Consider the following 13,307-nt stretch of genomic DNA (forward strand, 5'->3'; position numbering starts at 1 on the left):
CGTTTTGTAAGAGCAATGTCAGGTATCGATTGCGGAAAATCATCTTTCTGGTTTGCGTGAATCACCGTGTTTTTCTTACATTGTGTAAACGTTTATACATGTAAGTGTCATAAATCTTTCTCATTTTTCTAGTTCAACACAACTTTCTTTATTTTTATTGATTTTAAATCGTGATGTAATTTTGTGGAAACGTTTACACTATTTGAGTTTGATCACGGATCTGGATCGGTTTTGATTGGTAGACTTTTAGCCAGTTAAGAGATGAGCGAATTTGCTTGGTGAGCAGGCTCAACCAATTTCCAAGCATCGAGCAGCAAAAGTGGAGAAGCAAAAGTGAAAGTTCTTGTCACAGGCGGTATGGGGTACATCGGCAGTCACACATGTGTCCAGATGATTGAAGCAGGTATGGAGCCAATCATTGTCGACAACTTGTGTAATGCCAAAGTGGAAGTGTTAAGCCGCATTGAAGCGCTAACCGGTAAGCAACCGGCTTTCTACCAAGGCGACATTCGTGATGAAGCCTTTTTGGACTCAGTATTTGCCAAGCATGACATTCAAGCTGTGATTCACTTTGCTGGCCTGAAAGCGGTGGGCGAATCTGTCGCGAAACCATTGGAATACTACGACAACAATGTGAATGGCTCATTGGTGTTGGCGCGCAGCATGCGTAAAGCGGGCGTGAAAAGCATTGTATTTAGCTCATCGGCAACGGTTTACGGCGATCCTGACATTGTGCCGATTACGGAAGACTCTCCAACGGGGGCGACCACTAACCCATACGGTCGCAGCAAGTACATGGTGGAAGAGTGCTTGAGCGATTTGTTCAATGCAGAAAACGACTGGAGCGTGACTTTGCTGCGCTACTTCAACCCAGTTGGTGCGCATCCATCGGGCACTATGGGTGAAGACCCTCAGGGCATCCCGAACAACTTGATGCCGTTTATAGCGCAAGTGGCAGTAGGCCGCCGCGAAAAACTGTCGGTATTTGGCAGCGACTACCCGACGCCGGATGGCACAGGCGTGCGTGATTACATCCACGTGATGGATTTGGCTGATGGCCACATCGCAGCGCTGAAATCGGTAGGTGAAAAAGCTGGCTTGCACATTTACAACCTAGGCACGGGCAAAGGCTCTAGCGTGCTTGAGATGGTAGAAGCGTTCGCAGCGGCTTGCGGTAACCCAGTGCCTTACGAACTTTGTCCTCGTCGTCCAGGTGACATTGCAGAATGCTGGGCAAGTACAGATAAAGCGGAGCGAGACCTTGGCTGGAAAGCGACGCGCAGTGTTGCGGAAATGACGGCAGATACGTGGAAGTGGCAGTCAAACAACCCGCAAGGCTATTCCCCTGCGTAATTGAAGCTGCAGCGTTGTTGATTGACCGCCTAGCTGCAACTCCAATTTCATTGGGAAATGCAGATGAAAGAAATTTTAAAAGTTGAGTAAGTAAGATGTCGAATGTTGAATTTAACCCAGTGGATCACCCACACCGTCGTTACAACCCACTAACGGGTCAGTGGATTTTGGTGTCACCGCATCGTGCAAAACGCCCTTGGAGTGGTGCTGACGAGAAACCTGCGATTGATGAGCTACCAAGCTACGACGAGAAGTGTTTCCTTTGCCCAACCAACGAGCGTATTTCTGGTGATGTAAACCCAGATTACCAAGGCACGTACGTGTTCCAAAATGACTTCGCCGCACTGATGGTGGACTCTCCAGATGCACCTGAGTCAGACAACCCTCTGTTCAAAACGCAAGGTGTGCGCGGTTTGAGCCGAGTGATTTGTTTCTCGCCAGATCACAGCAAAACCTTGCCTGAACTACCGGTCGACAAAATCCGTGGCGTGATTGACACGTGGAATGATCAAATCGAAGAGTTGGGTAAAGACTACGTTTGGGTTCAAGCATTCGAGAACAAGGGTGAGACCATGGGTTGTTCTCAGCCTCACCCGCACGGTCAAATCTGGGCAAACAGCTTCTTGCCAAACGAAATCGAGCGCAAAGAACACAACTTAAAAGCGTACTACCAAGAGCATGGCAGCAACTTGCTGGTGGATTACGTGCAAGCTGAACTTAAAGATGGTTCACGCACCGTGGTTGAGACTGAACATTGGGTTGCTGTTGTGCCTTACTGGGCGGCGTGGCCATTCGAAACCATGCTACTGCCTAAAACGCACATTCGTCGAATGAGTGAGCTAACCGATGAGCAACGCGATGACCTTGCGGTTGCAATCAAAAAGCTAACTAGCCGTTACGACAACCTATTTCAATGCTCTTTCCCTTACTCAATGGGCTGGCATTACGCGCCGTTCTTTGAAGAAGGTGCCGATATCGACCATTGGCAACTGCATGCGTTGTTCTATCCGCCACTGCTACGTAGTGCAACGGTTCGTAAGTTCATGGTTGGTTATGAAATGTTGGCAGAAAGCCAACGCGACCTAACCGCAGAACAAGCGGCGCAGCGTCTGCGTGACCTAAGCGATGTGCATTACAAAGAGCAATAACGCCTCAAAGTAGACTGATAACGAATAACGGGATAGCGCGACTTTACAGATAGAAAGTTAGGCTCAACGCGCTATCCCAATACCAAATTTATAATTTAAGAGAACGTCCCTATGTCTGATCTAATCCAAAATGTGAAAACCTCTTTTGAACAAGTGCTGGGTTACGCGCCAAGCCACATTATTCAAGCCCCTGGTCGTGTAAACCTGATTGGTGAGCACACTGATTACAACGACGGTTTTGTACTGCCATGTGCGATCAACTACCAAACCGTTGTGGCGGCAGCGAAGCGTAAGGACAACCTAGTACGCGTCGTTTCTGTGGATTACGGCAACGCCGTTGATGAATTCGACATCACGCAAGAAATCACATTCCAACAAGACAAAATGTGGGCGAACTACATTCGCGGTGTGGTGAAGTGTCTTCTTGCTCGTGGTTACCAATTCTCTGGTGCGGATATTTCTGTTAGCGGTAACGTGCCTCAAGGTGCGGGTTTAAGCTCGTCGGCAGCGTTGGAAGTCGTGATTGGTCAAACGTTCAAAGTGCTGTTCAATCTTGAAGTCAGCCAAGCGGAAATCGCGCTAAACGGCCAACAAGCAGAGAACGAATTCGTTGGTTGTAACTGCGGCATTATGGACCAAATGATTTCGGCAGAAGGTCGTGAAAACCACGCGATGCTGTTGGACTGTCGTAGCCTAGAAACTGAAGCGGTATCAATGCCGGAAGACATGGCGGTGGTGATCATCAACTCGAACAAAAAACGTGGCTTGGTAGACAGTGAATACAACACGCGCCGTGAGCAGTGTGAAGAAGCGGCACGCATTTTCGGTGTGAAAGCACTGCGTGATGTGACCATTGAACAGTTCAACGAGAAAGTCTCTGAACTTGATGAGCTAGTTGCAAAACGTGCTCGTCACGTAATCACAGAAAACGACCGCACGGTAGAAGCAGCACAAGCACTTCGCGCGCACGACATGAAGCGTATGGGTGAACTGATGGCCGAGTCTCATGCTTCTATGCGTGATGATTTCGAAATCACAGTTAAAGAAATCGATACGTTAGTTGAGATGGTGAAAGAAGTGATTGGTGAGCAAGGCGGCGTGCGCATGACAGGCGGCGGCTTTGGTGGTTGTATCGTTGCTATTGTACCGCCAGCGTTGGTTGACGAAGTGAAAGCAACGGTAGAAGCGAAGTACCAAGCAGCAACGGGCCTAAAAGAATCCATCTACGTGTGCCAAGCGAAAAACGGCGCTGGTTTAGTCGAAGTACTTTAAGTGCAAAATTGCTTTAAGTTCAAAGTGCTTTGAGACGCAGTAGGAGCGAGAGATGACTGAGCCATTAACTATCACGATGACACAGCAGGCCGCCTTTGATGGCGCGCCTGCCAACGTGGTCGAACTGAAAAATAACACAGGCATGAGCGTTGCCTTTATGGATATTGGCGCGACATGGCTGAGTTGTCGTTTACCTTTGGCGAATGGGGAGTTGCGTGAAGTGCTTCTCGGAGTGGGGACGATGGGGAGTTTCATGCAGCAACAGTGTTACATGGGTGTCACTGTTGGTCGCTACGCAAACCGCATCGCCAATGGTCTTTTTGAAGTGAATGGCGAAGTATTTCAAGTGTCTACTAACCAAGCGGGCAACTGTCTGCATGGTGGTGAAGAAGGTTTTGATAAACGTCGTTGGAAGATTGAGTCTCACTCAAATCAACAAGTGACGTTCTCTTTATTGTCTGAAGATGGCGACCAAGGTTTTCCGGGCAATCTAGAAGTGCAAGTGACGTATACGCTGACTGATGATAACCAAGTGAGCATTGCGTACTTCGCTAAGACAGATAAAGCGACACCGATCAACTTGACCAACCATGCCTACTTCAATTTGTTGGGGGCAGAAGCGGACTTAGATTGTCGTTCGCATCGCTTAACCATCGTTGCAAGCCAATACTTACCAACCTCTGAGGTCGGTATTCCGCTGGGTGAATTGCAATATGTGAAAGGCACTGGATTTGACTTTAGAAGTGAAAAACCAGTTTCAGAGCACTTCCTACAAGATGAACAGCAGATTGCCGCCAAAGGGTATGATCATAGCTACCTATTTGATGCTCATCGTGATGTTTCAAAACCGGTTGCGCTGGTGGTTTCGCCAGATGAAAAAGTGCATCTTTCAGTGGTAACAAACAAGCCTGCGATGCAATTGTACACGGGCAACTGGTTAGCTGGCGCACCAAATCGCCGTGGCGGTGAATATAACGATTACGCGGGTCTGGCGTTAGAAACGCAGTTTTTACCAGATTCGCCAAACCATGCTGAGTGGGCGCAGCCAAGCTGTATTCTTGAGCCTGAACAAGAGTACCGCTTCTGCACCACTTATCAGTTTGCTTTCTAGTTAAACTGAGCATTTTCGAGCTTTTGGGTTGCCGTAGGCTTTTTGCTCACAGTAGGTCAAAAGCTCATCGAAAGTTGGCAAAATAACGCTCTCTACAAACACCCCAAAAAGAAAAAGCTCTGTCACTTCGGTGGCAGAGCTTTTACTTTGTAACCTTTCTTGGCACTGAATAGCGCGATATCTTAAAGGCGATCCACCGAGTTACGGCGCACTAAAGTTGGGCTAAAGATGATGGTGTCATCTTCCACTTGTTCATCACGCGATAACGCTAATGCCAAACGCGCGGCACGCTCTGCCATCATTTCGATTGGGTAACGAATCGTGGTCAAACTTGGATTGACGAAGCGAGCAATTAAGCCATCGTCGAAGCCAACCATGGACACTTTATCTGGTACGTCGATACCATTTTGGTCTAACGCCGCCAGCGCACCTGCTGCCATGTAGTCGTTGTATGCCACCACGCCAGTGATTGCGAGTGATTTGGTCAGCAGATTGGTCATGGCTGTTTCGCCGCCGTCACTGTTTGGTTCACCATATTCGACATAGCTTTTTGATAGCTCGATATCGTGATCTTTCAGTGCCGCTTGGTAACCTTGTAAACGCTCGTCGGTATCTTCGATGTCATGGGATGAGGCGATACACGCGATCTTAGTGTGCCCATGACGAATCAAATATTCCGTCGCTAAGTACGCGCCCTTGCGGTTATCAAGAGAGATACAACGTTCTGCCAATTCTGGGATATGGCGGTTGATCAACACCATGCCTTTGACTTCTTTGGCGTAGCCGATCAGTTCTTCATCTGATAGACCTTTAGAGTGAATCACAATGGCTTCACAACGGCTGTTGATCAGAAGTTCTAGCGCTTGGCGTTCGTCTTCTGGGTTGTGGTAGCCATTACCAATCAGAATGTGTTTGCCGTTTTCACGCGCCACGTTATCTACCGACTTCACCAGTGTGCCGAAGAACGGGTCTGAGACATCACCCACAAGCACGCCCATGGTGTTGGTACTTTGGCTGACGAGTGCACGCGCTGCTGCGTTTGGACGGTAGCCCAGTTTGCTCATCGCTTGCGTCACTGCGTCGATAGAAGATTGGCTCGCTTTCGGTGATTTATTGATCACGCGAGAGACGGTCGCGACCGATACGCCGGCTTCTTTCGCGACATCCTTGATTGTTGCCATGAGGGACCTTTCGTGGGCTAAAATACGTTAATTGGAGTATTAAACACCCATTGTGTAATAAGTGCAATCAACACCATTTTTATATTGCGATGAATTTGTTCTTACTCTATGAATTTATTGAATATATGTGATGTGTAAACGTTATCTTAGGTAGAGCATTGTTTAGTCGCATGAAAACAAAAAATCGCGGTCATTGATGTGACCGCGATTTGTCGTTTCTATTTTCTCGTTACAGGCCACAGAGAATGGCGCTCAGAAAGCTAGTTGTTGTTCATCCAATCAACCATTTGGGTTTTGTACACATCGCTGTTGCCGCCAAAGATAGCTTGTACGCCTGTACCGACTCGCACCACACCCGCTGCACCAAGTGCTTTCAATTTCGCTTCGTCGACCTTGTCTTGCTCTGCGACTTGGATTCGTAATCGAGTGATACAAGCATCGGTGCTCAAGATGTTTTGTTTGCCGCCAAACGCGCTAACCAACTCACTGGTAAACTCTGAACTGGTGTCATTGACGGCTTTGCTGCTGTCTTGATCTTCACGACCTGGTGTTTTCAGATCGAACGTTTTAATGAACCAAGTGAACACTACGTAGTACAGCGCTGCGTATGCCAAACCTAGTGGGATGATCATCCAGCCTTTGGTCGAAATACCAAAGAAGGTCACGTAGTCGATAAGACCTGCACTAAAGCTGTAGCCATGTTTAACGCCAAGCATGATACACAGTGGGTAAGCTAAACCCGCAATGATCGCGTGAATCACGTAAAGCACAGGCGAGATGAATAAGAACGCAAACTCGATAGGCTCAGTGATACCAGTTAGGAACGATGTTAGTGCAGCTGAGATCATGATGCCCATAACTTTAGTGCGGTTCTCTGGTTTTGCTGCACGGCCAATCGCAATTGCCGCCGCAGGAAGACCAAACATCTTGAATAGGTAACCACCTGCTAGGTTGCCCGCATTTGGGTCGCCAGCGAAGAAGCGAGGGATCTCACCGTGGAATACTTGGCCAGCAGCGTTAACAAACTCACCGGCTTGAAGCTGGATAATTACGTTAATCACATGGTGCAGACCAAATGGGATCAGAGCACGCTCTGCGGTGCCGTAAGCCCAGAATGCCACCAATGGGTTTTGCTCGGTTGCCCATGTGCCGAACCAATCAATGCCAGAGCCAATTGGTTGCCAAATAAAGGCAATCGCAATGCCCAAAAACAGCATAGAAAATGACGTCACGATCGGGACAAATCGTTTACCCGCGAAGAAGGCCAAATAAGCTGGCATCTTAATGGTGTAGAAGCGGTTAAACATATACGCACCAACTGCACCGGAGATGATGCCGCCGAGCACACCTGTGTCGATATGGTCCACACCTAGCACGCCAGCCATGACTTTTAGCGTCGCGACTAATACGTAATAACCAATACCTGCCGCAACCGCACCAACACCATCATTGTTGGTAAATGAGATAGCAACGCCAAGCGCAAAGATAAGCGGCAGGTTACCAAATACCGCACCACCCGCTTCTGCCATCAATTCAGAAACGACGGGTGGAATAAACCCAAATTGAGCCGAGCCAATACCCAAAAGGATACCCGCCGCGGGCATCGAGGCTATAGGCAACATGAGCGCCTTACCGACCTTAGAAAGGTTGGCAAAAAAGTTAGCAAACATAAAAATACTCCAACTTGTTAGATAAAAATCTTGAGTGGCGCAGTCATGAATAAACTGTGGGAAGCGGGGAGATTAGCGATAGCATCGTGATTATGGTTTGCGGGGGTTGGAGCATAAACATAAAAACTGGTTGCTATCGCTAAAGCTTTATAAGTGGTGTGCTGAGCTAAAAATAGAGGGCCTTAACCAATTGAAGGGCACTGTCTCGATCGCTCAAACATAGGACTGCGTCAGAATCTAAGAGTATTTTGGATAAAAATAAGGCATGAAAAAACAGAGTGAATTTTGTTTTTCTTGTTCCTGATAACTAAGTTTTTAGACCTTTTTGCTTGAATGAAGACATTAAACGCTAATATAAGGAACAGAATTTTAGTTGTGGAGTGCCTGTTTTGGAGAGTATTAATCTTTTTCGCTACTACGAACGTGTAGAGAGTTTTGAGCTGCGAGAGGAATACGCGGTGACGCTTGCCGAGATTGCAGACAAGATGTTCACCAGCCCAAGGCATGCCCGAGCTATTCTCAAGCAGATGAATGCGCTCAACTGGATCGCTTGGATACCCAGAGTGGGGCGTAACCAACGTTCGACCTTAATTCGTAACATCGATCGTACAGAGGTGAAGCGCTCTATTGCTCTGGAGTGGATCAAAGAGAGCAAATACGACCGGGCACTTGAGTTTCTTGACTTCGACCAAGTCGTGTTTGAGCAACTGCTAAAGCAAACTTCCGGCGCCCAAGTGACAGAAGGCAAAGTCAGTGTGCAACTCACCTATAACCGCTCTTTTGCTACGCTCAATCCAATCAAACCACAACGAAATAGCGAGCGTTTCTTAATTCGTCAAATTCACGCTTGCTTGGTTTCTATGACACCTGAAGGTGAGTTAGTCGGAAACATTGCGCATCATTGGCAAGCCGATGAAGAGTGGCGAACTTGGACGTTTTATCTTCGTCCTTCCGTTTGCTTTCATCATGGCGGTAAAGTGGATGCAGAACTAATGGTGAAGCTACTAAACCATTGGCAGCAGCTTCCATATTATCAAAATGAACTCGATCACCTTGAAGCGGTTTCTGTTGAGTCGCCTTATCGATTTTCCGTTCAACTTACTCGGCCAGACAAAGGCTTCGCTGCATTGTTGAGTGATCTAAAATACTCTTTACAGCCTGTCGAGCAACTCAATAACTTATCCTCCGACAGCATCGGCTGTGGCATTTTCTCTCTGGAATCGCACACGAACAATAAGCTTACCTTGGTGGCGAATGAGCGCTTCCACGGATTTCGCTCCCTCACTGATAGAGTAACCATCTGGTCGTTAAACAGTGACAAGAAGGAAGGTGCAAAGGCTTCCAACTACCCCCACGATTTACCTAAGACAGAGCAGTACTCGAAAAAGGTCATCACCAACTCTCCAGATGAAGAAGTGAATGAGCGCATCATTGATGCCAAACACACAGCATCGAAAGATCGCGTGGAAGAAGGATGTTTGTTTATGATTTTCAATCACAATCATCCTAACTTATCACACGCTCAGAGACGTTGGCTGAGTGATGCCTTGAGTGGCGAGAACATTTGGCAGCAGTTAGAACGCAACGAAACCACCTTCGGGGCTGAGATCGCACATAACTTTTTCCCCTTCTGGCACAACGTCAAATACCTGAGAAACGATGAAGTAGCGCTACCGAGTTCAATCCGAATCGCCTGTTATTCCCATCTTGGTATTCAACGTAGTGCGAGAGCCGCTGAGCAAATCTTGATGGGGCATGGCATCAAGGTTGAAGTGAACGTTTATTCGTTTGAAGCATTCATTGAAAAAGCGTCTGGAGAGGGCTTTAGTGAAGAGATTGTCTTAAGCAGTTTTAACTTGGATGACAACCGACAAATCTCGGCTTTACTGTTTTTCCTCAGCGATCCCATTTTGCACGCCACGATCGGATCTGACGTCAGCGACTGGCTGGTGGCTGAGATCAACCAAATTCGACAGTTTAGCGCTCCGGAAGATTACCTCACTAAGTTAGAGCAACTTGGCTCCGTGCTGATCTATGAAGGTGTGGTCAGCCCTATGCTTCACCACCGACAAACACTTAGCTTTCAAGACATCTTCAAAGGTGTAGAGATCACGGCGTGGGGGTGGCCGAAGTTGAGTGAGATTTGGTAAAGGGCGATTGTAACCAGCACGATCTTTGCTCATCAAAATGCGATCTTCACCTCTTGTATTTAAAGTACTAACTGATAATGTAGAGTTTGTTTTAGTAAAATTTTACTTGAGGTTTTAATTAATGGAAACGATCGCTTACTCAGACTTCGCAAAACTAGAAATTCGCACCGGAAAAATCATCGAAGTAGCTCGTCACGAAAACGCAGATAAGCTGTATATTGTGCAGATCGACATCGGTGAGAAAACACTACAAACCGTCACCAGCTTGGTGCCTTACTACACAGAAGAAGAGTTGATGGGGAAACAAGTGGTGGTGCTGTGTAATCTTGCGAAAGCTAAGATGCGTGGCGAAACCTCTGAGTGTATGTTGCTTTGTGCCGAAACCGATGATGAATCAGAAAGTGTTCTGCTAACGCCTGAACGCGCGATGCCTGCTGGTGTGAGAATCGTTTAGTATCTAGTCATATATTGTTTATATAACAGTTATTTATGTTTTAGATCTCATTTTATAAATGAATCAATAGAATCATATTCACCTTTATTTATAATCTCCGCGCTTTTAAAAGCTGTCTAACAGCATGAAAAATTAGGAAATTATAATGAAAAAAGTATTGCCATTATTGGCTTTAGGTGCAGTGGTTGCTTCGGCGTCGGTTCAGGCGGAAGGTAATTGGTACATTGGTGCGGATATTTTAAGTTCAGACCTTAAAGTTGAAGGCGACTCGTCAAGCTCTTCAGCAACGGGTCTTGGTATTGCAGTAGGTAAAGAGCTGCAATACTCAGAAAACTTCAAACTGGCACTAGAGGGCGAATACGTCTACTACGGTAGCTTTGAAGAAAAAGCATCAGGTTCAGGTAACTGGGCAAAAGTGACTGTTGATGGTTACGGCTTCAACCTAAATGCAAAACCGAAATACCAATTCTCTGGTACTGGTTTTTATGTTGGTGCAGTTGCAGGTCTTGGTGTGATGGGTGTAGATTTTGAGTCTAAATCAAACCTTGCAAACCTTAATGTGAAAACTGACGGTAGTGATGTTGGTTTCAACTACGGTGCAGAAGTGGGTTACGAGTTCGCTTCAGGTCTAATTATCTCTGGTGGTTACCGTGTTTCTACAGTAACGATCGATGTTGAAGGCGGTGGTGATATCGACTTTGATTTCGACAGCCTATACGCTGGTATTGATTACAAGTTCTAATCTCACACAAACAGAACATGAATAGCAAAAGGGAGCCACTAGGCTCCCTTTTTAATTAGATTATCAATTAACTCATAATGATGATCTTGTACGCCCGCTAAGTTGCCGTATTTTGGCTGGTGGCGATCGTTTTCTTTGGCATGATGCCAACCAACGGTATGGCGAACGAAGTGCTCAGCAAAGGCATGGGAGACTTCCAAGCATCCAGCGAGGACTGTATCAACATAGCTTTGCATGATGGGACTGAGCGAGCAGGGTGGTAACGGATCGTTTTTCACATAAACCCAAATGCTGTGCTCAGAGTTAAAAGTGGCCTCTGTTTCAATCTGGTCAGGACGGATTTGAATGCGATGGTAGCCACGTTCGCGTCGGTCAAACTCCGCTAGCGCTTGATCGTCGACTTCAAGCAGTACGCCATTGACTTGCCCTTCGCCTTCATTCACAACCAAGGGTGACAAGATATAGCTGTCGTCAACTTTGCCCCAATAGCGCACCAGACCATGAGCGATGACTGGGATGGCTTCTCCCGTTTGACCCGTTAACTTGCGCGAGGCGGCATTGATTAAACTGCCGTAGCCAAATATATACATCTCGATTGCTTCCCTTACTTCGACGAAATCACTGTTACCCGTTATACCTAAACACTACCAACCAAGCAACGCATGAAGCATAGGTTTTACCTCGAAAGGATAGTTTGATTTTATAACATGTATTTTTTATGCATGTTTGTGTTAATATCGAACGCGTAGAATTTTTGAACGGTATCAAATGGGTACTTAAGGGCATCACAATGCTGAATATCACCGATAAAAAAGTGGAAGAAAAAATCCCTGCATGGCTGCGATTAGGGTTTAGACCGTTTTTCCTGTTTGGCTCTATTTATGCCGTTGTCGCAATTGCGGTATGGGTATGGATGTTCCAAACCGGACAGCCAAGTGCGTTGAGTGTTCCGGCGTTGTGGTGGCACGTTCATGAAATGTTGTTTGGTTTTTCAATGGCAATAGTGGTGGGCTTTGTGCTGACTGCAGTGCAAAACTGGACGGGCATTAACGGCACGAAACACTACACCTTGTTAGCGATATTTACATTGTGGCTTGCACCGAGAATACTGCTTTGGACACCAGCACCACTTTGGTTAACCAGCAGCATTGAAGCGCTGTTTTTGCTGTCTGTGGCGTACGAAGTGGGCATTCGTGTTTACCGCGCGAAAGGTTGGCGGAATCTGTTTTTTGTGCCGTTATTCTTGCTCGCCATCTTTGCCAACTTTGCCAGTTACGCAACGGTGAAAGGCATGCCGCCATTTACCTCGTCTGCGGTATGGCAAGCGATGCTTTGGTGGTTCACTCTACTGCTTTCCGTCATGGGTGGACGAGTGATTCCATTTTTCACAGCCCGTCGCTTTAACTTCGAAAAAGCTCAGCCGTTACTGTGGTTGGATTGGCTAGCAAACCTACCTTTGGTTATGTTGTTTGTGTTGAGCTTCTTCCCTGTGACATTTGCAGAACTTGGTCAGCCACTTATGTTGTTTGCCGGAGTGGCGCAGTTGGTTCGATTCCTGCGTTGGAAGCCTTGGCTGACGCTTAGCGAGCCGTTGGTGTGGTCGTTACATGCGGCTTATTTGTGTCTGCCTTTGAGTCTGATTTTACGTGGAAGTTGGGATAATGCGTTTGCGAACCACAACTTAATTCATCTGTTTGCTATCGGCGCATTAGGTGGATTGATCTTAGCGATGATTGCTCGAGTGACTATGGGGCACACAGGTCGCATGATTTACAAAGGCCCAAACATGAGCATCGCTTTTGCTGCCGTGATTGGAGCGGCGTTAGCAAGAAGCTTCGGCGTGATTTTTGACCCTTCACACATGTTACTTTGGATTGATGTCAGTGCAGCCTTGTGGATTCTGGCTTTCGGTATGTTCGTATGGCGATTCGGAATGATGCTGATGAAACCAAGAGTGGATGGTCATCCCGGATAGTCACAGTTCAGAATTGATAAAAGAAGGGCTCAACCAACGGTATGAGCTCTTTTATTTGAGCTTGCTTCCGCAAAAGACCCATAATTAGTAAGGTAATTGTTAAGAATGTGAAAAACGTTGAATTCTAGAGTGGGATTTGAGCGTGCTAGAAGAGCTGGACTCCGCTACTCTGTAGGTGTTATTGCTCGTATGCACATGAGTGATTAACTAGCCAATTGACGTTTTAGACCCATAGGTGTCTTTTCGTGTAA

At 46.8% G+C, this 13,307-nt stretch carries 11 protein-coding genes; 8 read left to right on the forward strand and 3 right to left on the reverse strand.

Annotated features, from left to right (window positions below; genetic code table 11):
* Positions 1-333: 333 nt before the first annotated feature.
* The 4 genes from galE to galM all read left to right on the forward strand — a co-directional run bounded on the left by galE (position 334) and on the right by galM (position 4,884).
* Positions 334-1,353, forward strand: coding sequence for a UDP-glucose 4-epimerase GalE (gene galE / locus KIT90_RS21840; protein ID WP_285378693.1), 1,020 nt, complete (start codon positions 334-336; stop codon positions 1,351-1,353).
* Between the two features lie 95 nt (positions 1,354-1,448).
* Entirely contained in the window at positions 1,449-2,501 is a 1,053-nt protein-coding gene (locus tag KIT90_RS21845) for a UDP-glucose--hexose-1-phosphate uridylyltransferase (RefSeq protein ID WP_265988168.1), read from the forward strand.
* A gap of 111 nt (positions 2,502-2,612) precedes the next feature.
* Complete coding sequence (gene galK / locus KIT90_RS21850) at positions 2,613-3,773, forward strand: galactokinase (protein WP_285378697.1); 1,161 nt, start codon at positions 2,613-2,615, stop codon at positions 3,771-3,773.
* 52 nt (positions 3,774-3,825) lie between these two features.
* Positions 3,826-4,884 carry a galactose-1-epimerase gene (gene galM / locus KIT90_RS21855; protein WP_285378699.1) on the forward strand — a complete coding sequence of 353 codons (1,059 nt, stop codon included), beginning with the start codon at positions 3,826-3,828 and terminating at the stop codon, positions 4,882-4,884.
* A 182-nt stretch (positions 4,885-5,066) separates the two neighbouring features.
* On the opposite strand, the gene KIT90_RS21860 is transcribed toward galM, so the two are convergent.
* Both KIT90_RS21860 and ptsG read right to left on the reverse strand, forming a co-directional pair.
* Positions 5,067-6,065 (reverse strand): substrate-binding domain-containing protein, encoded by a 999-nt coding sequence (locus tag KIT90_RS21860; RefSeq protein ID WP_285378701.1) that lies wholly within the window; start codon positions 6,063-6,065, stop codon positions 5,067-5,069.
* A gap of 260 nt (positions 6,066-6,325) precedes the next feature.
* Positions 6,326-7,735, reverse strand: coding sequence for a PTS glucose transporter subunit IIBC (gene ptsG, locus KIT90_RS21865; protein ID WP_285378703.1), 1,410 nt, complete (start codon positions 7,733-7,735; stop codon positions 6,326-6,328).
* Positions 7,736-8,115: 380 nt separating this feature from the next.
* Here ptsG and KIT90_RS21870 point away from each other — a divergent pair, with 380 nt between their 5' ends.
* The 3 genes from KIT90_RS21870 to KIT90_RS21880 all read left to right on the forward strand — a co-directional run bounded on the left by KIT90_RS21870 (position 8,116) and on the right by KIT90_RS21880 (position 11,081).
* A complete protein-coding gene (locus KIT90_RS21870) occupies positions 8,116-9,885 on the forward strand; it encodes an SgrR family transcriptional regulator (protein WP_285378705.1) in 1,770 nt (589 codons plus the stop codon).
* Positions 9,886-10,006: 121 nt separating this feature from the next.
* The gene (locus KIT90_RS21875) at positions 10,007-10,339 is read left to right on the forward strand and encodes a tRNA-binding protein (RefSeq protein WP_005436572.1); all 333 of its coding nucleotides are present in this window, start codon (positions 10,007-10,009) and stop codon (positions 10,337-10,339) included.
* Positions 10,340-10,484: 145 nt separating this feature from the next.
* Positions 10,485-11,081, forward strand: a complete 597-nt coding sequence (locus KIT90_RS21880) for an outer membrane beta-barrel protein (protein ID WP_009707477.1) — start codon at positions 10,485-10,487, stop codon at positions 11,079-11,081.
* 38 nt (positions 11,082-11,119) lie between these two features.
* Here the strand turns inward: KIT90_RS21880 and KIT90_RS21885 are convergent, their stop codons facing one another.
* A complete protein-coding gene (locus KIT90_RS21885) occupies positions 11,120-11,671 on the reverse strand; it encodes a gamma-glutamylcyclotransferase family protein (RefSeq protein ID WP_009707476.1) in 552 nt (183 codons plus the stop codon).
* 200 nt (positions 11,672-11,871) lie between these two features.
* Here KIT90_RS21885 and KIT90_RS21890 point away from each other — a divergent pair, with 200 nt between their 5' ends.
* Complete coding sequence (locus tag KIT90_RS21890) at positions 11,872-13,056, forward strand: NnrS family protein (protein WP_285378708.1); 1,185 nt, start codon at positions 11,872-11,874, stop codon at positions 13,054-13,056.
* Positions 13,057-13,307 lie beyond the last annotated feature (251 nt).

Source organism: Vibrio sp. B172a, assembly GCF_030248355.1.
Lineage (GTDB): Bacteria > Pseudomonadota > Gammaproteobacteria > Enterobacterales > Vibrionaceae > Vibrio > Vibrio owensii.